This window comes from Algimonas porphyrae, from assembly GCF_041429795.1.
GTDB classification, from domain to species: domain Bacteria; phylum Pseudomonadota; class Alphaproteobacteria; order Caulobacterales; family Maricaulaceae; genus Litorimonas; species Litorimonas porphyrae.
Window position 1 is genome coordinate 2971325 of record NZ_CP163424.1, and the last position, 21497, is coordinate 2992821.

Sequence of the window (21497 nt, forward strand, 5' to 3'; positions counted from 1 at the left end):
GCGCCCTTGTTGCACGGGCCGACCGGAGATGTATAGGCTGTGCCGCCGGCCCAGAACGCGTTTCAAGCCTGACCCAAGGATATGTTTTCCAATGAGCAAGACAGCATTGATTACAGGCATCACCGGACAGGACGGGGCCTATCTAGCAGAATTTCTATTGGCTAAAGGCTATACGGTTCATGGTGTTAAACGCCGCAGTTCTTCGTTCAACACGCAACGGATCGACCAGCTTTATGTCGACCCGCATGAAAGGGATTCGCGTTTTTTCCTTCATTATGGCGACCTGACCGACTCGACCAACCTGATCCGGATCGTTCAGGACACGCAACCCGACGAGATTTACAATCTGGGCGCTCAATCCCATGTCATGGTCAGTTTCGAAACGCCGGAATACACGGCCAATGCGGACGCCATCGGAACGCTCCGATTGCTCGAAGCCATCCGCATTCTGAAATTGGAAGACAAGACCCGCTTCTATCAGGCGTCGACATCCGAATTGTACGGCCAGGCGCAAGCCGTCCCGCAAGACGAAGCCACGCCCTTCCATCCGCGTAGCCCTTACGGGGTCGCCAAGATGTATGCTTACTGGATCACGGTGAATTACCGCGAGAGTTACGGCATTCATGCGTCCAACGGCATCCTGTTCAATCATGAAAGCCCGCGGCGGGGCGAAACATTCGTGACCCGGAAGATCACACGCGCAGCCGCTGCGATCCGGCACGGATTGCAGGAGACGCTCTATCTTGGCAATCTGGAGGCGCAGCGCGACTGGGGCGATGCGCGGGATTTCGTCGATGGCATGTGGCGCATCGTGCAACAGGAAACGCCCGACGACTTCGTACTCGGTACTGGCGAAATGCATTCTGTGCGTGAAGTCGTGGAACTGGCATTCAACCGGGTCGGCATGCCCCTGACCTGGTCGGGCAAAGGCGTCGAGGAAATCGGACGCGACGCGCAAACGGGCGAAATCCGCGTTCAGATCGATCCGCGCTATTTCCGTCCCGCCGAAGTCGATATACTTCTGTCGAACCCAGCGAAAGCGAAGCGGGTTTTGGGATGGGAAGCCACAACCAGCTTTCAGACACTGGTCGAAGACATGGTGGATTCAGACCTGAAGCTGGCGGCTCGCGCGGTGGCGGCAGGCGATACGGAATTCGGCCATGCCTGACCCAGCCACGCCTGAGCCTCTTTTCGATCTGAGCGGACAGCGTATCTGGGTTTCAGGGCATCGCGGCATGGTCGGATCGGCCCTGCTCCGGCGGCTTGAACGCGAAGACGTCGCCGATGTGCTGACGGCCGGCCGAGAAACGCTCGACCTAACCGATCAGCACGCGGTCCAAGACTGGGTTGCTGGGCAGTCGCCCGATGTCGCTATTATCGCGGCTGCCAAAGTCGGCGGGATTGTCGCCAACCGGGATGCCCCGGCGGATTTTCTGTATGAAAATCTGATGATTGCCAGCCACGCAATCCATGCGGCCTACCGTGCCGGTGTGAAGAAGCTTCTCTTTCTTGGTTCGTCATGCATCTATCCCAAATTCGCCGAACAGCCGATCCGCGAAGACTCTCTGATGACCGGTCCGCTGGAACCGACCAATGAGTGGTACGCGATTGCAAAGATCGCAGGCGTGAAATTGTGTCAGGCCTATCGGGCGCAGCATGGTTGTGATTTCATTTCCGCCATGCCGACCAATCTCTATGGCCCGGGCGATAATTATGACCTGACCACCTCGCACGTCATTCCGGCCCTGATACGCAAGGCCGAAGCGGCCCGTCTCAACGGTGCCGAAACAATGGAAATCTGGGGCACGGGGTCCGCACGACGCGAATTCATGCATGTGGACGACCTTGCCGACGCGGCCATTCACGTGCTGACACATTACTCCAATGCGGCCCCAATCAATATCGGTTCTGGCTCCGACGTAACGATTCTGGAACTGACACGCGCGGTGATGGCAGCAGTCGGTTTCGAGGGCGTCATCACCCATGACCGCTCGAAGCCGGACGGTACGCCCCGTAAGCTGATGGATGGATCAAAACTCAACGCGCTGGGCTGGGCACCGTCCATTTCCCTTGAGGCGGGGCTATCAAGAACTGTCGAAACATTCCGTGAAGAGCATGGCGGGACAATCGCAAATCCGTGATGCGGTCTCGACAGATCGGTGATTGACGCACCAATCTAATCGTGGGATTTATCCCACATGGATACACATACACTTCTTACTGCGCTCGACGACTTTTCCGTTCGCTCTGGTCAGTCCATCTCAACCGTCTCGCGCAAGCTGTTCAATGACGGGAAAACGGTTGCGCGTTTGCGCGACGGTGGACAGCTGACGCCGCGCACATTGGACCGGGCGCAGATGCGGTTGGCAGAGCTTGAGCGCGAACTGGCGGGACCGTTGGGGCTTGACATGACCCATCTTGACCGACTGGAAGCCGAGAGCATTCACATTATCCGCGAAGTCGTGGCGCAGTGCGATAACCCGGTTATGCTCTATTCCGTCGGAAAGGATAGTTCCGTCATGCTGGAACTGGCCGTGAAGGCGTTCTATCCGTCGCCTCCACCTTTTCCCCTTCTGCATGTGGACACGCGCTGGAAGTTCAAGGAGATGTACGAGTTCCGTGATCGGCGCGCCCGTGAAGTCGGCATGGACCTTATTGTCCATGTCAATCCCGACGCCGTTCGCGACGATGTCGGCCCGTTCAGAAACGGATCGGCTGAACATACGCACATCACCAAAACGATCGGTCTGAAACAGGCCCTCGACGCCGGTCAGTTTGATGCCGCTTTTGGCGGGGCGCGACGCGATGAGGAAAAAAGCCGGGCCAAGGAGCGCATCTTCTCCTTCCGCAATGCTCATCATCGCTGGGATGCGAAGAACCAGCGCCCTGAATTGTGGGACATTTACAATGCGCGCGTGAAGCCGGGCGAAAGCATGCGGGTGTTTCCGATCTCCAACTGGACCGAACTCGACATCTGGCAATATATTCACCGCGAGAACATCCAGATCCCGGATCTCTATCTGTCCGCCGAGCGACCCGTCGTGCAGCGCGATGGCATATGGTTCATGCGCGATGATGACCGTATGCCGCTGGAACCGGGAGAAACGCCCGAGATGCGATCCGTACGATTTCGCACATTAGGGTGCTACCCGCTGACCGGCGCGGTCGAGAGCGAAGCCGTAACACTCGAACAGGTCATTCAGGAAACGCTACTGGCGACCACGTCCGAGCGCCAGGGCCGGGTCATCGACTCGGATTCGGGCGCATCGATGGAGCAGAAGAAAGAGGAGGGGTATTTCTGATGGCCCACCATGACCCCCTCATTGCCGAAGATATTTCGGCCTATCTGTCCGCTCAGGAGCGCAAGAGTTTTCTGCGCGTCTTCACCTGCGGATCGGTCGACGACGGCAAGTCGACCCTGATCGGGCGGCTGCTCTATGATTCCAAGCTGATTTACGAAGATCAGATGGCCGCGATCGAGAAAGATTCCAGAACGTCCGGAACTACGGGCGAGAAACCTGATCTCGCCTTGCTGGTGGACGGGCTGGCGGCAGAGCGCGAGCAAGGCATCACTATTGATGTCGCCTACCGCTTCTTTTCGACCGACAGCCGCAAATTCATCATCGCCGATACACCCGGTCATGTGCAGTATACGCGCAACATGGCGACTGGCGCGTCGACGGCAGATGTCGCGGTTCTGCTGATCGACGCCCGGTACGGTGTGGTCGAGCAGACGCGCCGTCATGCCTTCATCGCCAGCCTGCTGGGCATCCCTCAGGTCGTGGTTGCTGTAAACAAGATGGATCTGGTCGATTTCGATCAGCAGAGCTTCAACGATATTGATGTCTCCTTCCGTCAGTTCGCAAGCGATCTGCATTTCGCGGACATTATGACGATCCCGGTTAGCGCATTGGACGGCGATAATGTGACGACGCCATCGGACAGAGCCGATTGGTATAAGGGACCGACATTGCTCGACTTCTTGGAAACCGTCGATGTCGACCGGCAATCGCTGGAAGCGCCCTTTCGTCTGCCCGTGCAATGGGTCAACCGGCCCAATCTCGACTTTCGCGGATTTTCCGGCACGATCGCGTCCGGCACAGTCTCCAAGGGACAAGAAATTATCGCTCTGCCGTCCGGCAAACGGTCGCGGGTCAAGGATATCATCCTCTACAAGGATCATCTGGAGCATGCGCGGCAGGATCAGGCGGTGACACTGACGCTCGAAGACGAAATCGATATTTCGCGCGGCGATATGCTCTGCAGTACGGACCATCCGGCGGATGTCGCGGATCAGTTCCAGGCGCATCTGATCTGGATGGACGAGGCCAAACTGTTTCCGGGACGGCAATATATTATTCGCACGGCCAATATGACGGTCTCCGGCTCGGTCACTGCTCTGAAATATCGCATCGACGTGGACGATTTTTCCGAAGCCGCGGCCAAGACGCTGGAGCTCAACGAAATCGGCGTCATCACCCTGTCTCTGTCGCGCTCGATCCCCTTCGATGCCTATGGCAATAACCGCAAGACCGGCGCTTTTATCGTCGTCGACCGTCTGACTAATCATACTGTCGGCGCCGGTATGATCGATTTCGCCCTGCGACGCGCCAAGAACATCGTGCGCCAGGATCTGGTCGTAAACCGGACTGCGCGGGCGGCCCAGAAAGGCCAGCAACCCGCCATTCTCTGGTTCACGGGCCTGTCGGGCTCCGGCAAGTCGACCATCGCCAATCTGGTCGATGAAGCACTCTTCGAACGGGGGCACCATACCTATACGCTGGACGGCGACAATGTTCGTCATGGCCTGAACCGCGATCTCGGCTTTACCAAGGAAGACCGGATCGAGAATATCCGTCGCATCGGCGAAGTCGCCAAGCTGATGGGCAATGCCGGGTTGATCGTGATGTGCAGCTTTATCAGCCCCTACCGCGCGGAACGGGACATGGTGCGCGACATGTTGGGCGAGGACGAGTTTTTCGAAATCTTCGTCGATACGCCGCTGGAAATCGCCGAGAAGCGTGACGTCAAAGGCCTCTACAAACGCGCCCGCGCTGGCGAGATCAAGAACTTCACCGGGATCGATTCCGAATATCAACCACCGGAGCAGCCTGATTTGCGGATCGACACGACAGCACTTTCGCCAGAGGAAGCGGCGGACGCCGTTCTGGATCTTCTCCGCTCACGCGGACGACTGGACGATCCATCTGGACAGATGCGCGACGGCGGAGGCATCTGATGGCCGATTACGACCTGTTCAATGGCGATGCGGATGGCATCTTTTCCCTGGTGCAGCTCAGGCAGGTCGAGCCACGGCTCGAGGCCTTGCTGGTGACGGGTGTTAAACGCGACATCAGACTGTTCCCGCGTATCGCCGACCGGGTGCAGGTGGGAGACCGCATCACCGCGCTCGACATCAGCATGGCCAAGAATATGGACGGCCTTCACAAGGCGCTCACGGCAGGCGCAGACATCTTTTATGCTGACCATCACCAGACTGGCGATATCCCGGATGATCCAGCCCTGTTCGCCCTCACCGACATGTCCAGGGAAACCTGCACAGCCAACCTGATCGACCGTCATCTCGACGGTGCGAAGGCGGCTTGGGCGGTCTGCGGTGCCTATGGCGACAATTTCCAGTCACTGGCTCAAGCCATCGCAGAGCGGCACGGAATGAACCTACCTTTGGGGCGATTGCGCGAGTTGGGCGAACTGGTGAATTATAATGCTTACGGGCTGAGTCTGTCCGATCTGCATTTTGACCCGGCCGAGCTGTATCGCATCTTGTTGACTTATCCGGGCCCCGTGGCCTTTCTGGATGATGACCATCCGGCATTCGCCACGTTGCAGTCGGGATATGCGTCCGATTGGGATGTAGCGCAAAAAGCGCGCGAACTGGATATTTCCGAGGCTGGACACGTTCTGTCCCTGCCGGCTGGGCCTGCATCCAATCGGATCAGCGGCCTGTTCGGCAACGCACTCGTCGCAGAGGATCCCGGACAGGCCTTCGCCATACTGACGGAAATCGCGGACGATCCGCCGGCCTATCGCGTCTCGATCCGGGCCCCGCGCAGGCGAGACAGCGGATCGGCGGCGACTTTGGCAAACCAATTCGGCGGCGGGGGGCGCGCCGCAGCCGCCGGCATCGATAGCCTGCCCGACGCCGATCTACCCGCATTTATCGATCAGTTCCGGGCGACGTTTGCGTAAGCGTCGCAGTCACGAAAATTTGCATAGGCGCGCAACCGAAAACAGGTTAAATTACTGGTCTGGCCCACCAGCTTTGATGGAGACTGAAATGTCAAAGCGCCGCCGCAAGAACCAGATGTTCGACGATCCGATCGTCGAAATAGGTATGGACGACTTACAAGCTCCCAAAACCAAACGCCCGAAAGGCAAGGATTGGGGCAAGGCCCGGCGATCCAAAAAGAAAGCCGCTTACTGGGATTAGCGATCGCCAAGGACGTCGCAATCTCTGACGGATGCCTAGTCCGACTGTAGCTTTCGCGCCTTTGCCAAATAGGTTTCCGACCGCATTTCCATCAGACGTGACACAGTGCGTTCGAATTCGAAAGCGCCGTCTCCGTCCGGATAAAGCGCGGCCGGCTCCGCTTCGGCGCTCATGACAAGTTTGGTCCGGGTTTCGTAAAGTGCGTCGATGAGCGCCACGAACCGTTTCGCCTGATTGCGCATATCCCGTTCCATTTGCGGCACGTTATCCAACATCAGCGTATGGAAGGTTGCCGCAATCGCCAGATAGTCTGCGGCCCCGAGCGCACGATTGCACAGCCGGTCAAAGTCCGCCCGCACGGCACCCGAACCGGTCTGCTCCAGCGTCAGTTCGCGTCCGCTAATCATCAGCGTTGTCGCGCGCATTTTGGCACCGCCTGTAATCCGTGACCAAGCGGCATTCATGGCGAGGTCCGTGTCCGGGCCCAACGGAGCATAATAAACCGGCGCAGCTGTCAGCTGGCGCAGGCGATGATCCATCTCGCCGTCAAAATCGAAAATTTCCAGATGATCCGGCATCATGGCGATGAACGGCTCGAATAAAGCGCGGTTCAAACCATTTCGGTAAAGATCTTCCGGAGCCCGGTTCGACGTCGCGACCACAATCACCCCTTCCTCCCAGAGTGCCTCGAACAGGCGGGCGAGGATCATGGCGTCGGTAATGTCCGTCACGTGAAATTCGTCGAAACAAAGCAGTTGCGCCTCGGCTGCGATGGACCGCGCGACCGGCGGGATCGGATCATCGCCGTCGCCACGCTTATGGTGCGGGCTGGCGCGGCGTCCGCTTCGGTCCAGCTGTCGCCAGGCATGGATGCGCGCATGCACGTCGATCATGAAGGCGTGAAAATGAACACGCTGCTTCGACCTTACGGGCGCAAGGCGGAAGAAGACATCCATCAGCATGGATTTACCCCGACCGACGCCGCCCCACAGATAGAGGCCTTTCGGGATGTCGTCCCGCCCGAACAGACCGAGAAAGCCGGAGCCCGGATCATAGTCGCGAAGTCGATGCAGCATCGTGTCGAGGGTCGCTGCGGCACGCTCCTGCACGGGATCCGGCGTCAGGTCCCCTGCCTCCACCTTGGTTGCCAGCCAATCACCGACGCTCTCCGCCCATGCACTCATGCTAGAAGAACCAGCACGGACAAACCCAGCAGCGAAAAGGCAATCGTGACGGTCGCATAGAACAAGATTGGCCGCCTGATTGGCGGCAGCGTGTCGATCGATTCGTTGGGATTTTCAGGGGATGTCACAGTTCCGCTTTTCCCCGTGCCAGCCCCATCGTCAACATTTTCTCGTCCACAGCATCCAGAAGCGGGAACTCCGCCGTTCATGCTACGTTTAATTTCTGTTAATGTAAGATGGCATGTCGGGCGACTCACGCCCTGCTTTCGCGATACGCTGTATCACGATCAAATTTGGAGGGACCCTTTCGATGGACCAGATCAACGACTTCATGGCGACGATGCCGGGATGGCTGGCCGCCATCCTCACGGCCATTGCCGCGCTCATCATCGCTTTCATCATCCGTTCCGTTATCACGACGATCGTCAACAAGACGCGCTTCGGAGCGAAGGCCAAGACAACAGGCGGCAATCTCGGTAGCGCGCTGGGCCGTGCCGGTTTCTGGCTGACCCTGCTCTTCTTTGTACCGCCTTTCCTCGGTTTCCTCAATCTGGGCGAATATTCGCAACCGATCGATGATCTGTTCCGGAACATTGCGGCGTTCCTGCCGAACCTAATCGGCGCGGCGCTTCTCTTCGGGATCGGCTATTTCATCGCCAAAATCGCTCAGAACGCGACCACAACGACCCTGCGGGCCATGCAGATCGACAATCTGATGAACCGGTTCGGTGTCGCATCGGCAACGGGTTCAACCGGGTCGCTGGCCAACGCCATTGGCACGCTGGTCTTCATTCTGGTCATTGTACCCGTCGCGATCGGCGCATTGGGCATTCTGAACATTGACGGCGTGTCGGGACCGCTGAGCAATATGCTGCAGGACTTCCTCGATATCATCCCATCGATCTTCGGCGCTGTTCTCGTTCTTGGACTGGCAATCTTTATCGGGCGTTTTGTGTCCAACTTCCTGAAAGGTTTCCTGCCAACCCTTGGCTTCGACAATAGCGTCAATACGTTGATGTCGATCGATGACGGCGAAGGACTGCGCGTTCAGCCTTCCTCCGTGGCAGGCACGCTGGCCTTTCTGATCATAACCGTCCTGGGCCTGACGGCAGCGCTCGACATTCTCGGAAACGAGTTCCTGTCGGCGACCTTCAACGACATCGTCGCATTCGGCGGACAGCTGCTGCGCGCGGCCGTGCTGATCATGATCGGCGTCTTCCTGGCGAATTTCATCGCCCGGATCATGGCCGGCGTCATCAGCCCACGCATCGCGGAACTGTTCCGCTATGTCGCCGTGCTGATCTTCGTTTTCCTCGGCCTGTCCTCTCTGGATCCTGCCGGCGACATCATCCCGACTGCCTTCGGCGCTCTTGTGATCGGCGCAGCCGTTGCCGGTGCCTTGGCCTTCGGTATTGGCGGTCGCGAGTGGGCCGGTGAAGTTCTGCAGAGAATGTTCCCGCCCAAGGAAATGGGCAACACACCGGTCAAGAAAACCGCTGCGAAACCGACTCCGCGCCGCAAGACCCCGCCTAAGGTCTGATCGCGCCTAATACGCCCTGATCAGCCGCCCTTCGGGGCGGCTTTTTCGTGCCCGATCGCCTGAAGCATCTGTAGCGTCTGGCTGTCCCGCAACTCTGAATCCGATAGCGCGATCAACGCTTCGATCCGGGATCGGCACAATGCGTAGACATCGGCGAAAGCCTGTCGGCGTGTATTCTCATCGGCAATATGTGCCGGGTCTGGCGCAGGCCAGTGGACCCGTAAGGCAGCACCGTGATAGACCGGGCAACTTTCTGCTGCCGCACTGTCGCAAACGGTTACGACCAGATCGATTTGCGGTGCATCCGCTTCGGTAAAAACATCCCAGCTCTTGGAACTGTAACCGCGCGTCGCGTGTCCGTGAGCCCTCAGTTCTGCCAACCCATCCGGATGCGTCGTCGCGGAGGGCTGCGACCCGGCACTCAGAGCCCGGAACCGGGAACCGCCCAGATCGGTCAGAAGTGCTTCGGACAGGATGCTTCTGGCCGAATTGCCCGTACAGAGAAACAACACAGTATAGGGCACAGGCGTCATGGCGCGGCGCTTGCCAAGGCGGCATCGGGCGGTCAAGACGCGAGCCGTGCATATTGTCGAGGAACTGATCCGGGAGCGCGCACCCAAACTGGTGGGGCGTCCGCGGCTGTGGCGGGCTATCAGACCGCTCCTTTACAGGCTGCTCGCCTATGACGCCGCAGTATTCCTCGCCAATGCCGTCAAGCCGATGCGGGGCCATGCGGCGTTCCGCATGGTGGCCCGGCATATTTCTCCGCGCGTCGCGGTCGAGGGGCTTCAGAATATTCCGCGCAAGGGTGGCTGCATCATCATCGCCAACCACCCGACCGGGCTGGCGGACGGACTGGCCGTTTTCCAGGCGATCAGGGAACGCCGCCCCGATCATGTCTTTCTAGCCAATGCCGATGCTTTGCGCGTCATTCCCCAGGGCGAGGACATCATCATTCCGGTCGAATGGGTGAAGGAAAAACGCAGCCTGGCCAAGACCCGCGACACGCTTCTGAAAATGCGGCAGGCGATCAAAGCTGGAAAATGCATTGTCATCTTCCCGTCCGGAAGGCTCGCCCGGATGAGCTGGCATGGCCTGATAGACCAAAGCTGGGAAAGCTCTGCCGCCATGGTCGCCAAAAAGTACAAGGTTCCTGTCGTGCCACTACGCATTCAGGCCCGTAATTCCAATTTCTACTATGCCGTATCGCGACTGAACGCGGAATTGCGGGATATCACCCTGTTCCGGGAGATGTTGAATAAGAAGCATCGCCTGTTCCGTCTGACCTTTGGTGACGTCATTCCTCCGGACGTCCTCCCCGACAATGCCGAAACAGCGACGGATTATCTCCGCCGGGTCGTTCTCAATCTTTAGACCCGGATGGGCGTATCGGCGTCCGATCTACCATTAAGCATCTTCTAAACCTTATTCCCTAAGCTGTGCGGATGTGGGGGCACATTAACACGCTGATCCTCGGTCTGATCGACTGGATGGACCTGCCGGAGGACATGCCGGCGGCGAACCGGATTCGCGCGCGACTCTTCTGCATTGCGAGCCTCAGTTTCATTCTGGTCGCCCTTTTCAATTTTTTCGGGCTGAGCTGGGCCTTCGGCATTTCGACGCCGCACCATCTCGTCTCGTTCTTCATGGCCAGCTCCGGCGGGATCTTCCTACTGCTCTTACGGCGCTTCAAGGACCCGATCGCTTTGAGCTGGGGCTTTGCGATCGCTTCGACGCTTGGCGGCTGGTTGTCAGCCTATATCGATTATGCGGCCGCGACTGAAATCACGGGCATCGGCCTCGCCTATTCGCCCTATATGGTCGCCATCCTCGTCATTGTTTGCCTTCTCGGCAATCGTCAGGTGGCCATCTTCTATGCTGGCCTGTGTGTGATGACCCTGATCGGATTCTACGCAATGACTGTCGCACTGGGGTTTGACGTCGGCCTTTTGACGCAGAACCGGCTGAGCCTTGTCCTGCGAAGCTCAGCCATTCTTCTGACGCTCGCCATCATGGCGCCTGTCAGTCAGATGATCTACCGCACGCTGGACGATGTCGAAGATGCGCGGGATCGCGCGCGCGCAGCCGAGGAAACCCGGTCCGGCTTCTTGGCGACGATGAGTCATGAAATCCGGACGCCGCTCAATGGTATTCTGGGCATGTCGGACATGCTCGCCAAAGCGGATATTCCAGATACGGAAAAGCGTTATGCCAAGCTGGTCCAGGTCAGCGCCAACGGGCTGATGGAAATCATCAATGAAGTGCTAGATATGGCCAAGCTGGAAGACGGAACGGTCAAAATCGCGCAGGATCCATTCTCGCCTGCAGAGGTCATACAGGATGTCTGCGATCTGTTCGCTGTCAGAGCGGCGGAGAAGGATCTGTGGATCGGCAGTGAAGTGGGCGGTCTGCCGGGGCAGTTGATCGGCGATGCGCCGCATCTGCGGCAGATCATGAGTAACCTTGTCGGGAATGCACTGAAGTTCACGCCGGAAGGCGGTGTCCGGGCCGGCGCAAAGCTGGTCAGCGTCCAGTCCGGGACGGCCATGATACAGTTTTTCGTTCAGGACACCGGCGTCGGCATCGCAGCCGAAGAACAAACGAATATTTTCGATCGCTTTTCCCAAACGTCTTCGGCGAAGACGACCAAGGAGAAAGGGACCGGGCTTGGCCTGTCCATCTGTCGTGAACTGACTGAAAAAATGGGTGGGACACTGGCGCTACACAGTCAGGTCGGACAGGGAACGACCTTCCACTTCACGCTCGCTCTGCCACTAACCGCTAAGCAAACCCAGGCTACCGCAGAGCCTCTGGGCGTGCAATCCGGCGCGTGATTCATCTTTATGAAACAGCAACCTTGTTTGCCTAGGCCCGCCGCATGGGGTCAATCTTCGGACAATCCATAACCACCCTCGAGCGGACGCTCAGGATCGATGCGCATCTGGATGTCCGGACGCGGGCGCGGGCGCGCATTATCTATGCGACCGGGCTGATTTTCATTCTCGTCCAGATCATCAACGTGATTTCGATGCATGCCGTTACCGGCGGATGGACAGGGCAGCAGGCGATTCCGTTGATCGCATCTGTTTTTGCCCTCGCCATGACAGCGATGCTGCGGTTTACGAAATCTGCCACATTTTTCGGCCTCGGCTATGGGATCGCCTGCCTGATCGCCATCGGCGGATCGGCCATGATCAGTTCTGTTCCCAACTACCCGCCCCCCGGGATTAACACGGCCTTGCTGCCGGTACTTTGCGGCGTATCAGCTCTGATCGCGTTTATCGGAACGCGCTGGACGGCACTTCTCTATATCGCGGCCAGTTTCGGCGTGATTGCCGCTCTACTCAACGTCACGCTTGGCTATGGTGCGGACGCGGCAATGACTATCATCGCCTGGGATCGCGCAACACAAGCCTTAATCGGGCTAATCCTGGTCGGACCGATCTGCATCGTGATTGCACATCTGCTTTTCACAAATCTCGAACATCTGGATCGGGCCGTGAAACGCGCCCGCGCCGCCGAGAGCGCACGCGCCGGTTTCCTGGCCATGATGAGCCATGAAATCCGAACCCCGCTGAATGGCATTATGGGCATGTCCGACATGCTCGCCGAGGCGGATATACCAGACACGGAAAAGCGTTATGCCAAGCTGGTCCAGGTCAGTGCCAACAGCCTGATGGAAATCATCAATGAAGTCCTGGACATGGCCAAGCTCGAAGACGGAACGGTCACGATCGCGCAGGATCCGTTTTCACCCGCAGAAATGCTGCAGGATGTCTGCGATCTGTTTTCCATCAAGGCTGCCCATAAGGGTCTCTGGCTCGGCACCAAGACGAACGGCATGCCAGAGTTTCTGATTGGCGACGCTCCCCATTTACGCCAAATCCTCAGCAATCTGGTCGGTAATGCTTTGAAATTCACGGCAGAAGGGGGCGTCCAGATTGGCGCAAGGCTTGTCTCCGTTCAGTCCGGGGTCGCCATCACCCAGTTCTTTGTCCAGGATACGGGAGTCGGTATACCGGAAAGTGAGCAGGCCCATATCTTCGAACGGTTCTCGCAGACGTCGTCTGCCAAAATGACCAAGGAAAAAGGGACGGGCCTCGGCCTGTCCATTTGTCGCGAACTGACAGAAATTATGGGCGGCACACTACAGCTTCACAGTGTGCCCGGTCAGGGAACGACCTTTCATTTCACCCTCGCCTTTCCAATGACAGACGCTGCGCCGGAAAGACTTCTGGCCTGAACCTGACCGGCGGGCTTGACGACCGGATTGTGACGGCAGCTTAACATTTATCTTCTATCTAGACCTGATGAAAGGTGGGGTGAGCCGATATATTGACGCCTTCGAACGGTTTCTCCGGATCGACCGGTCGATCCACGCAGAAGATCGCCTACGCGCACGGATCACCTATCTTTGCTGCCTGGCCTATCTCGGCCTGCTGATCGTCAACGTTCTCTTCTTTGCCATTCGGTACCATGCGCTTTCGCTCAGCGCAGGCATTCTTGCGGCCCTTTGCGTCATCATCTGCACGGCGATCGTGGGGTTGCGCTGGACGAAGTCGCCGTCCGTCTATGGTCTCTTTGCCACTGCATTGCCGATTGCCTCGGTTTTCGCGTCGGCCACATCGAGCACCTCGACCGATATATCCATGGCGATGGGCGGCGGTATCAACACGCCCTCATTGCCGCTTCTGTGCCTCGGGGTTCTCATGGTCGCCATGATCGGCGCCCGCTGGACTATCGCGGTCTATGCGCTGGCCGTCGGGGCGCTGGTTTTCCATCTCGGTGCGCTCTCTACGTCCATCACGCCCTCTGCGGACGCCGTCGTAATTATCGAACGACGCATGATGCAGATTCTCCTGGTTGTCGCCCTGATCGGAGTCACGGCCTATGCCCTGTCGCGTATGGCGTATCGCGCCTTGCGCAAGCTCGAAGCCGCGGCAGACCGTGCCAGAAAAGCCGAAGCCGCACGAACCGATTTTCTGGCGAAAATGAGCCACGAAATCCGGACGCCGCTGCATGGGATCATTGGCCTTTCGGACATGCTGACACGGGCCAGATTGCCTGATGAACAGGTCCGCCCTGTCGAACTGATTTATACGAGCGCCGGCAATCTCATGCACATTATCGACGAAGTGCTCGACATGGCAAAACTGGAAGACGGCGAACTGCAGATTGCCGCTGAGCCATTCGATCCGTACCCGCTGATTCAGGATTTATGCGATCTGTTTGCCGTCAAGGCGTCGGAAAAAGGGCTGTGGGTCGGCGCGGATCTACCCGCGTCACTGCCGCAAATCCTGATCGGCGACGAAGCGCATCTGCGTCAGATCCTGAGCAATCTGCTCGGTAACGCCATCAAGTTCACCCATGCCGGCGGCGTGCGGATCGGGGCGCGTCCTGTCGCCCTTGAGCGGGGAGTCGCGGCTATCCAGTTCTATGTCCAGGACACGGGCGTCGGGATCGCCGAGGGCGAGCAGGCTGCGGTCTTCGACCGTTTCACACAATCGGCCTCGGCCAAGACGTCCCTGACCAAAGGAACAGGATTGGGTCTTTCCATCTGTCGTGAACTGACTGAAATGATGGGCGGAACGCTGCAGCTTCAGAGTGTCGTCGGCACAGGCACGACGTTTCATTTCACCCTGCAATTACCCGTCGCCGACGCAGGCGTCGCCGCCATCGCCTAGGCCGGGGAGCCGCCGCGTCAGCAAATCCTGAAGAGCGATCTAGGCGCGCTCCACCATCATCTTCTTGATCTCGGCGATCGCCTTAGCAGGGTTCAACCCTTTGGGGCAGACATTGGCGCAATTCATGATCGTGTGGCAGCGATAGAGCTTGAACGGGTCTTCCAGCGCGTCAAGCCGGTCCGTCTTGGCATCGTCGCGACTATCGACCAGCCAGCGATAGGCCTGCAGCAGCGCCGCCGGGCCAAGATAGCGATCGCCATTCCACCAATAAGACGGGCAGGATGTCGAACAGGACGCGCAGAGAATGCACTCATAATAGCCGTCCAGCTTCTCTCGGTCTTCCGGCGTCTGGCGGAATTCTTCTTTCGGCTCGGCCTCATGTGTGTGCAGCCAGGGTTCGATCGACGCATATTGCGCGTAGAATTGCGACAGGTCCGGAACCAGATCGCGGACGACCGGCAGATGCGGCAACGGCGAAATCGTGATGTCGCCATTGCCGGCATCTTCGATCGCGCGGGTACAGGCGAGCGTGTTTCGCCCGCCAATATTCATGGCGCATGACCCGCAGACCCCTTCCCGGCAGGACCGACGGAAGGCGAGTGTGGGATCAATCTCGTTCTTGATCTTGAACAGCGCATCCAGAACCATCGGACCGCATTCATCCAGATCGATCCGGTAGCTGTCCCAGCGCGGCAGCCCACCGTCAGAAGGATCGTAACGATAGATCTTGAAGGTCCGGACATTGGCGCCCGTTGCGTCGGTCTCGAAGACCTTGCCTTTGCCAATCTTGGAATTTTTGGGCAGCGTCAGCTGAACCATGAAGTGATCCTCTTGCCTGTAATTCCGGCCCTATAGCGGGAATTACAGGAGAAACGAAGCGCTTAGTCAGTTGGTTTCAACTTTCAGGGTCCGACATTTTGTCGCCATACCAGTTCAAGTTTCGCGTCAGATAGAGCGTCGCGGCGATGGCGATGAAACTGACCAGCGCACCGACCATCAGGGCAAAATCCTGTATCCGCATCAGCACGAATAGCAGCGCATAGACGGACGCGAAGACAAAGGCAGCAATGCTCATCTTATTGCGTCCGAACACGGCCCCGGCATAACCGGCGGTCAGAGCGACCGTCGCCACAGCGCTTATCAGGAAGGCTATCGTGAAGCCGACATGTTCGGCAAATGCCAGCAGCAGGAGATAGAAGATCGCCTGTGCGATCCCGATCAGTAGATATTGCGCCGGGTGAACCCGCACGCCCAGCAGCGTCTCCATCAGGAAATAGGCCAGAAAGACCAGACCGATGAACAGCACCGCATATTTCAACGCGCGATTGACGGTCTGATAGGGGTTGAGCGGGCTGACGAAATTGACCTGCATGGCGTTCGGCCCCGTATGGATCAAATCCGTCATATCCATGGCGCGGCCATCGGCTGGAATGCCGCGACGCAAGAAGGGGACTGACCAGTCGGCTGAAAACCCGTCTTCGGAGATGCTGCGGTCGCCCGGCGGGAACCGTCCTTCGAAACCCGGATGCGGCCAGTCAGATGTCAGGCTGACCCGCGTGCTTCTGGCGAAGGGAATAACGGATAGCGACTGCGCGCCCGTCACACGCAACGACACGGACACATCTCTTTCACCGGCCAGGAGCAAGTCCGTCGCCGGAACGGAGAGCAGCGTCAGGCCGCCCCCTTGCAACCGGTCCGTCAGCACCTCGACTGTACGTGCGGGATCTCTTGCGAGTCCAATGGCAGGTTCAACGGCAAGCTCGAGAGCGGGTTCGATGTCGACATCGATGTCGCGCATCATGCGATCGCTGCGGTAACGGGTCGTGCGTGAGAAGGGCTCGAAAGTGAGCGTCTGACCGTCCGCGTTCAGGGTAATGTCCGCCTGCAAGCCCGTCACATCTCCGATCCCGACGACGATCCGGGCCTGCGATCGATCGAACATCAGACCACCCGCTTCCGGCAGCGCGTCAAGCGACGGCAGTGTCGCCGTCAACGCCCCATCGGCCGTGTAGACTGGCACCTTATAGAGTGAGCGGCTTTTTTCCTCGACCGTGATGTCCGCAAACGCGGCCTCTCCCTGCAGGGCGGAGACGACATAATCACCTTCGCGCACGCCGCCATTTGCGAGCGTTTCCCGGTACGGTACGACCAAGACCGGTCCCAATAATCGCTGCTGACCGCCATAAGTCCGGCTAACCTCTCGCGTGACCTCATCGGCACGCGATGATCGATCGAAGCTGATAAAGGAGATGAACATGACCGGAATCGCCATCAGGACGATCAGGGCAAGAATGACGATCAGCTTCAAGCCGAGCGATCGCGATGTGGGTTGTGGCGTATAGGTCATGGCGCAATCCTAACAGGGAATTTGCGCCGTGCATTGACCCTGACTAACGGCAAGAGCGTGGCCAATCCCGACGCAAATCGGGCGACTTGCAGGTCTTGTCGTGGCGCTTAATGCCTGGCGGCGAGCAGAGAGGCGCGGAAATCGGGCATGCCAACCGGGTCACTGTCATTGGCTGCGATCGTCGGTTCCATGAACAGGAAATCCAGCTCGCCCGGATTGCACCCAAGGACCTGAGCCAGATCTGTCAGGATCAGGCGTCGATGGATTGTCGGCGCGCCGCGAGCCGCACGGAGACCGCTGGCGACGAAAAGTGTCGCATCCGTCATATCCGCGATCTCAGCCGCAGCATGAATTGCATACAGATCGCAATCCTCGCCGGAATGCGCCGCAAACGGCACCGTGTTGCCCGATAGATCCATGGTTTTCCCCAAAACCGCCCCACTGGCCCGGACGCTCCCCGTCCCGGTCAGAATAAACAACCAGAGAATCCCCACTGAGGAAAGTGAATCTTTTGTTAACGCTGCTTTTTTCGCCGATTCCGGGAAAAATCAGCCGAAAACGCGCCGCAATATGGCCGACGTACGGGCTGCGGGGTCACGGCGAATGGCCTGTTCTTCTTTCGCGATGAAGTGGAACACGCCGCGCAGGCCATAGTCAACGCCGTGCGCGATCAACTGACTTTTCAGATCAGCGCCAGATCCTGTCAGCAATCCGACAGGTACTTGCCGGTCGACTTCGTCCACTAAACGCAGCGCCCCCGTATCGGCCAGCGCATCTTCCATGATCGGCGAGAACAGACCGGTCAGGCTTTGCGTTGTGCGGTCCCGCAGATAGTCAGTCGCTGCCGTATCAGGACCGCGAACGATGTTGATCGCGTCCTGAATGGTCAGACCGCGCACCGCATCGATGAAAATGTCCCGCGCGACCGGAGCCGCCTTTTCGGCGCCGCGATTGAGTTGTTGCTGCAATTCCACCAATAAGCGATCCGCCCCGATCGGAGCGAGATAGGATTGCAGATCCTGCAGCACATCTGGCAGCGGAATACGCACGACAGGATTGCCCAGAAATCCATCGACCCTTCCCAGATTGGTCAGCGCATTACCGACACCATTGTCGAGAGCGGCGCGAATCCCCATTGCGGCTTCGCCCTGCGTCAGCGCACCCGAACCCAGCACTTGCTCCAGGATGGCCGGATCCAGCGTTTCGCAAGCTGTCAGAGGGAGTGCCCCGAGGGCTACGATCAGGGTTCGACGATCCAGCATGGTTACAATCCTTGGTTCAACTGACGGTTACGTATGTCATCTCTGATAAGGGCCTATCACAAACGGCCCTGACTTGTCTTGGTCCAGCCATTTGGCTTAGCTCGGATATTTGTCATGGCTCGGCTATTTGTCTTGGCTCGGGCATCCGCCTTGCCTCAGCCAGTGTCACGGTCGCGGAAGTCCGGGGCGCGCTTTTCCAGAAACGCGCGGACACCTTCCTCGCAGTCGTGCGAGACAAACGCTTTTTCCAGCAAGGCCGACTCTTCCATGTGCGCCGTGAAGCCTTCCGTCTCCAGTACGCCGTGACCCAGCATCGTGCGTCGCAACAGCCGCTTATTTTGCGCCATCGCCTCTGGGGAGCAATTCACCGCCATGTCGCGCGCCATTTCCAGCGCCCGCGGCAACACATCCACATTGTCATATAGCGCGCTGAACAAGCCCGATTGCAGCCCGTCTTCCGGATCGATGTACCCCCCTGTCAGCGACCATTGTGCTGCTTTCGAAAAGCCGACCAGCTTTGGTAGATAGAAGCTGGCCGCCCCGTCGAACACGATGCCGCGGCGTACGAAGGGGAAGGCATATTTCGCCTTTTTTGCCGCTATCCGGATGTCACAGGGTAGCGTCATCGTCAGACCGATTCCGACAGCCGCCCCGTTAATCGCTGCGATCACAGGCGTATCCAGAGCCGCAATGGCGAGATTCAGCACACCGCCGGAATCGCGCGGCACGCCGTCGACACGCTCCGCTTCGATATCGAGCCCCGCCGAGCCGAAGCCGTCGGAGATGTCGGCGCCTGCACAAAAGGCGCGACCCTGCCCTGTCAGAATGATCACCCGAACGCTGTCATCGCGCTCCAGCGCGTCGAACACGCCCAGCATCCGGCGAAAGACCGCATTGTTGAAACTGTTCATCGCCTCCGGTCGGTTCATCGTCACGATCGCGACGGACCCGACCTCAGTGTCTCGTTCGCACAGAACAATCTGTTCAGGCATAATATCTCCTCTTTGCGACAGGCTAGCGCAGCGGATACGACGCCGTCCATCGTCCTCTTGGCTTTCTCGAGAGACCGGCATCTGGACCAGTCCAAGAGCCTGTGCCATTCCTTTTCGGACAGGGGACACGGTCATGAGCATATCTGCAATCAAGCGTCTGACGGCCTTTCTGGCCGCGTCCATGCTGAGTGCCTGCAGCGGCCCTTCAGAGCCGGATCCCGTGGCGACGGAGCGGATCGCGACCGCGAAACTGGACAGGGTCGAAGCGATTCTGTCCGAGCGCGCAGATCATCACGCGGTCACCGCTGCATCGATTACCGTTCTTTCCGGTAGCGCGCCCGCTCGCACCTACCGTATTGGCGAGGCGCAAACGCAGACGCAGGGCCTGATGCAAGCCGCATCTCTGTCCAAGGCTGTCGCCGCCGCCGGAATCCTGACACTCATGGAACGCGAAGGGATCGACATTGATGCCGATATTCGCAGCCTTTTCGACACCATAGAGATTGGGCTCATTCCTGGCGGCGATCAGCCGCTGAGTATGCGCGCGCTTTTGTCTCATACAGCCGGGGCGACGCAGAGTGGCTATCCCGGCTACCGCCGAGGCTCGGATTTGCCGAGTAGCACGGCGATCATCACGGATCCGCCCAGCCGCGTCGTGTCCGCAGTCGAATTGTCATTGCCAAGAGGCGAGTTCAGTTATGCGGGCGGCGGCTACCAGATCGCGCAAGTCCTTGCCGAGGACATTTCCGGTCAGCCTTTCGCCGAATTGATGCGGACCATGATTCTCGATCCGCTCGGCATGACTGCCAGCACCTTCATGCAGCCCATCGATCCAGACGCCGTTGCGCCGCTGACGATTATTCCTGCAGACAGCCCCCGCCGCATCCGTGAAGGCCTGTTCCGTCCGCTCGAGAATGACTGGTTCGATTATCCCGAACAGGCTGCAGCCGGGCTCTGGACCACGTCCACTGATTATGCGCGCTTTGTTGATGCCCTGCTCGACGCCGCAAGCGGCCGACCCAGCCCCCTTTCGCCCCGTATCGCCAAGGCCATGCTGACACCGGTCGCCGCCACCAATTTCGGCGATGCCGATCTGATGTACGGACTCGGCGTCGCCTTGCGCGTCGATGCGCAAGACCATGTCGTGTTGGTCAGACATAGCGGCCTGAATGCCGGGTATCGCGCTCTGTTCAGCGCGGAGCCGATAGGCGAGCGTATCGTCATATCTCTGACCAACGCGCCCGGCGGTGCGGCCTTCAACGAGGAAGTCGTCCAGGGCCTGTTGCAAAATCCCGGCTTCACGCAGCCGTGAAACTCTGTGATTAGCATTACTGAACCATTCGGTCCAAATAAGAGTCGACCACAGCGTCACTTAACTTATCGCTCCTTTCGAGCATCGCTCCTCATGAGCAGAAAGACAGACCCATGACCGACTTTACCCGTCACACAGCAGACACCGCCCCTACCGCCGCCAAACCTATTCTCGAAGGCGCGCAGAAAGCTCTCGGCTTCGTCCCCAACCTCTACGCCACCATGGCAGAAGCCCCGTCCTTGCTGAGCGCCTACGCCCAGCTCGGCGAACTTCTGAACAAATCCTCCTTCAGCGCGACCGAGCTGCAAGTCGTGTTGATGACCAATAACCGTCTGAATGGCTGCGACTATTGTATGGCCGCCCACACGACGATCAGCCAGGGCTCCGGCGTTCCCGCCGACGTCATCGAGGCCCTGCGTACCGGCACACCGATCGCTGACAGCAAGCTCGAAGCGTTGCGCCAGTTTGCCGTCACCGTGAACGAAACCCGCGGCTGGCCGATACAAGCCGATCTCGATGCCTTCTTCGCAGCCGGCTACGCGCAGCAGCAAGTGCTCGAAGTCATTCTCGGCACCGCCTTCAAAGTCCTGTCCAACTACACCAACCACGTTGCGACGACCCCGCTCGACGCCGCCTTCCAGCCCAATGCCTGGACGCCCGCCGACGCCCGGAAAGCCGCCTAGCGACCCCGATCAGCAAACGTGACGACGCCGCTGCCTGCCCCC

General features: G+C 58.7%; 21 protein-coding genes. 13 read left to right on the forward strand and 8 right to left on the reverse strand.

The genetic code is table 11. The annotated features are described in order from the left end of the window. The first annotated feature begins 91 nt into the window (after positions 1–91). The 6 genes from gmd to AB6B39_RS14440 all read left to right on the forward strand — a co-directional run bounded on the left by gmd (position 92) and on the right by AB6B39_RS14440 (position 6451). On the forward strand, positions 92–1168 hold the full coding sequence (gmd, locus tag AB6B39_RS14415; protein WP_284372581.1) for a GDP-mannose 4,6-dehydratase: 1077 nt from the start codon (positions 92–94) through the stop codon (positions 1166–1168). Beyond that, positions 1161–2141: a GDP-L-fucose synthase family protein gene (locus AB6B39_RS14420; RefSeq protein WP_284372580.1), complete on the forward strand. Its 981-nt coding sequence runs from the start codon at positions 1161–1163 to the stop codon at positions 2139–2141. Before gmd ends, AB6B39_RS14420 begins: the two co-directional genes overlap by 8 nt. A 267-nt stretch (positions 2142–2408) precedes the next feature. Further along, the gene (gene cysD, locus AB6B39_RS14425) at positions 2409–3302 is read left to right on the forward strand and encodes a sulfate adenylyltransferase subunit CysD (RefSeq protein ID WP_348520187.1); all 894 of its coding nucleotides are present in this window, start codon (positions 2409–2411) and stop codon (positions 3300–3302) included. Next, positions 3302–5239 carry a sulfate adenylyltransferase subunit CysN gene (cysN, locus tag AB6B39_RS14430; protein ID WP_284372578.1) on the forward strand — a complete coding sequence of 646 codons (1938 nt, stop codon included), beginning with the start codon at positions 3302–3304 and terminating at the stop codon, positions 5237–5239. The genes cysD and cysN overlap by 1 nt, the downstream gene beginning before the upstream one ends. Continuing rightward, positions 5239–6210 carry a hypothetical protein gene (locus AB6B39_RS14435; protein ID WP_284372576.1) on the forward strand — a complete coding sequence of 324 codons (972 nt, stop codon included), beginning with the start codon at positions 5239–5241 and terminating at the stop codon, positions 6208–6210. Before cysN ends, AB6B39_RS14435 begins: the two co-directional genes overlap by 1 nt. An 88-nt stretch (positions 6211–6298) precedes the next feature. Next, a complete protein-coding gene (locus tag AB6B39_RS14440; RefSeq protein WP_284372575.1) occupies positions 6299–6451 on the forward strand; it encodes a hypothetical protein in 153 nt (50 codons plus the stop codon). Between the two features lie 35 nt (positions 6452–6486). Here AB6B39_RS14440 and zapE read toward each other — a convergent pair whose 3' ends face one another. Together zapE and AB6B39_RS14450 are read right to left on the reverse strand one after the other, a co-directional pair. Beyond that, positions 6487–7635 carry a cell division protein ZapE gene (zapE, locus tag AB6B39_RS14445; protein WP_284372574.1) on the reverse strand — a complete coding sequence of 383 codons (1149 nt, stop codon included), beginning with the start codon at positions 7633–7635 and terminating at the stop codon, positions 6487–6489. After that, complete coding sequence (locus tag AB6B39_RS14450; protein WP_284372573.1) at positions 7632–7763, reverse strand: hypothetical protein; 132 nt, start codon at positions 7761–7763, stop codon at positions 7632–7634. Before AB6B39_RS14450 ends, zapE begins: the two co-directional genes overlap by 4 nt. Positions 7764–7945: 182 nt before the next feature. Between AB6B39_RS14450 and AB6B39_RS14455 the strand changes: the two genes are divergently transcribed. Further along, positions 7946–9175 carry a mechanosensitive ion channel gene (locus AB6B39_RS14455; RefSeq protein ID WP_284372569.1) on the forward strand — a complete coding sequence of 410 codons (1230 nt, stop codon included), beginning with the start codon at positions 7946–7948 and terminating at the stop codon, positions 9173–9175. A 20-nt stretch (positions 9176–9195) separates the two neighbouring features. On the opposite strand, the gene AB6B39_RS14460 is transcribed toward AB6B39_RS14455, so the two are convergent. Next, positions 9196–9708 (reverse strand): arsenate reductase ArsC, encoded by a 513-nt coding sequence (locus AB6B39_RS14460; RefSeq protein WP_371398642.1) that lies wholly within the window; start codon positions 9706–9708, stop codon positions 9196–9198. A gap of 46 nt (positions 9709–9754) precedes the next feature. Between AB6B39_RS14460 and AB6B39_RS14465 the strand changes: the two genes are divergently transcribed. The 4 genes from AB6B39_RS14465 (at position 9755) to AB6B39_RS14480 (ending at position 14859) form a co-directional block, all read left to right on the forward strand. Further along, positions 9755–10549, forward strand: coding sequence for a 1-acyl-sn-glycerol-3-phosphate acyltransferase (locus AB6B39_RS14465; protein ID WP_284372565.1), 795 nt, complete (start codon positions 9755–9757; stop codon positions 10547–10549). Positions 10550–10620: 71 nt separating this feature from the next. Beyond that, entirely contained in the window at positions 10621–12009 is a 1389-nt protein-coding gene (locus tag AB6B39_RS14470) for a sensor histidine kinase (RefSeq protein WP_284372563.1), read from the forward strand. 44 nt (positions 12010–12053) lie between these two features. Then, entirely contained in the window at positions 12054–13418 is a 1365-nt protein-coding gene (locus AB6B39_RS14475; RefSeq protein WP_284372560.1) for a sensor histidine kinase, read from the forward strand. Positions 13419–13497: 79 nt separating this feature from the next. Next, positions 13498–14859: a sensor histidine kinase gene (locus AB6B39_RS14480; protein ID WP_284372558.1), complete on the forward strand. Its 1362-nt coding sequence runs from the start codon at positions 13498–13500 to the stop codon at positions 14857–14859. Between the two features lie 39 nt (positions 14860–14898). On the opposite strand, the gene AB6B39_RS14485 is transcribed toward AB6B39_RS14480, so the two are convergent. The 5 genes from AB6B39_RS14485 to AB6B39_RS14505 all read right to left on the reverse strand — a co-directional run bounded on the left by AB6B39_RS14485 (position 14899) and on the right by AB6B39_RS14505 (position 19460). After that, positions 14899–15678, reverse strand: coding sequence for a succinate dehydrogenase iron-sulfur subunit (locus tag AB6B39_RS14485; protein ID WP_284372556.1), 780 nt, complete (start codon positions 15676–15678; stop codon positions 14899–14901). Positions 15679–15754: 76 nt separating this feature from the next. Further along, positions 15755–17206, reverse strand: coding sequence for a cell envelope integrity protein CreD (gene creD / locus AB6B39_RS14490; protein WP_284372554.1), 1452 nt, complete (start codon positions 17204–17206; stop codon positions 15755–15757). Positions 17207–17313: 107 nt separating this feature from the next. Next, a complete protein-coding gene (locus AB6B39_RS14495; protein ID WP_284372552.1) occupies positions 17314–17625 on the reverse strand; it encodes a hypothetical protein in 312 nt (103 codons plus the stop codon). Between the two features lie 129 nt (positions 17626–17754). Then, complete coding sequence (locus AB6B39_RS14500; RefSeq protein WP_284372550.1) at positions 17755–18468, reverse strand: DUF4197 domain-containing protein; 714 nt, start codon at positions 18466–18468, stop codon at positions 17755–17757. A gap of 155 nt (positions 18469–18623) precedes the next feature. Next, a complete protein-coding gene (locus AB6B39_RS14505) occupies positions 18624–19460 on the reverse strand; it encodes an enoyl-CoA hydratase-related protein (RefSeq protein WP_284372548.1) in 837 nt (278 codons plus the stop codon). Between the two features lie 133 nt (positions 19461–19593). Here AB6B39_RS14505 and AB6B39_RS14510 point away from each other — a divergent pair, with 133 nt between their 5' ends. Next, positions 19594–20772, forward strand: a complete 1179-nt coding sequence (locus AB6B39_RS14510; protein WP_284372544.1) for a serine hydrolase domain-containing protein — start codon at positions 19594–19596, stop codon at positions 20770–20772. Positions 20773–20885: 113 nt separating this feature from the next. Continuing rightward, entirely contained in the window at positions 20886–21455 is a 570-nt protein-coding gene (locus tag AB6B39_RS14515; RefSeq protein ID WP_284372542.1) for a carboxymuconolactone decarboxylase family protein, read from the forward strand. Positions 21456–21497 lie beyond the last annotated feature (42 nt).

What these genes read in the sequence shown, in the direction of transcription:
- AB6B39_RS14435 (WP_284372576.1), top strand. Translation starts at nt 5,239, where the DNA reads ATGGCCGATTACGACCTGTTCAATGGCGATGCGGATGGCATCTTTTCC.
- AB6B39_RS14485 (WP_284372556.1), bottom strand. Translation starts at nt 15,678, where the DNA reads ATGGTTCAGCTGACGCTGCCCAAAAATTCCAAGATTGGCAAAGGCAAG.
- cysN (WP_284372578.1), top strand. Translation starts at nt 3,302, where the DNA reads ATGGCCCACCATGACCCCCTCATTGCCGAAGATATTTCGGCCTATCTG.
- AB6B39_RS14470 (WP_284372563.1), top strand. Translation starts at nt 10,621, where the DNA reads ATGTGGGGGCACATTAACACGCTGATCCTCGGTCTGATCGACTGGATG.
- AB6B39_RS14420 (WP_284372580.1), top strand. Translation starts at nt 1,161, where the DNA reads ATGCCTGACCCAGCCACGCCTGAGCCTCTTTTCGATCTGAGCGGACAG.
- AB6B39_RS14460 (WP_371398642.1), bottom strand. Translation starts at nt 9,708, where the DNA reads ATGACGCCTGTGCCCTATACTGTGTTGTTTCTCTGTACGGGCAATTCG.
- zapE (WP_284372574.1), bottom strand. Translation starts at nt 7,635, where the DNA reads ATGAGTGCATGGGCGGAGAGCGTCGGTGATTGGCTGGCAACCAAGGTG.
- AB6B39_RS14475 (WP_284372560.1), top strand. Translation starts at nt 12,054, where the DNA reads ATGGGGTCAATCTTCGGACAATCCATAACCACCCTCGAGCGGACGCTC.
- AB6B39_RS14515 (WP_284372542.1), top strand. Translation starts at nt 20,886, where the DNA reads ATGACCGACTTTACCCGTCACACAGCAGACACCGCCCCTACCGCCGCC.
- AB6B39_RS14455 (WP_284372569.1), top strand. Translation starts at nt 7,946, where the DNA reads ATGGACCAGATCAACGACTTCATGGCGACGATGCCGGGATGGCTGGCC.
- AB6B39_RS14505 (WP_284372548.1), bottom strand. Translation starts at nt 19,460, where the DNA reads ATGCCTGAACAGATTGTTCTGTGCGAACGAGACACTGAGGTCGGGTCC.
- creD (WP_284372554.1), bottom strand. Translation starts at nt 17,206, where the DNA reads ATGACCTATACGCCACAACCCACATCGCGATCGCTCGGCTTGAAGCTG.
- cysD (WP_348520187.1), top strand. Translation starts at nt 2,409, where the DNA reads ATGACCCATCTTGACCGACTGGAAGCCGAGAGCATTCACATTATCCGC.
- AB6B39_RS14510 (WP_284372544.1), top strand. Translation starts at nt 19,594, where the DNA reads ATGAGCATATCTGCAATCAAGCGTCTGACGGCCTTTCTGGCCGCGTCC.
- gmd (WP_284372581.1), top strand. Translation starts at nt 92, where the DNA reads ATGAGCAAGACAGCATTGATTACAGGCATCACCGGACAGGACGGGGCC.
- AB6B39_RS14495 (WP_284372552.1), bottom strand. Translation starts at nt 17,625, where the DNA reads ATGGATCTATCGGGCAACACGGTGCCGTTTGCGGCGCATTCCGGCGAG.
- AB6B39_RS14500 (WP_284372550.1), bottom strand. Translation starts at nt 18,468, where the DNA reads ATGCTGGATCGTCGAACCCTGATCGTAGCCCTCGGGGCACTCCCTCTG.
- AB6B39_RS14440 (WP_284372575.1), top strand. Translation starts at nt 6,299, where the DNA reads ATGTCAAAGCGCCGCCGCAAGAACCAGATGTTCGACGATCCGATCGTC.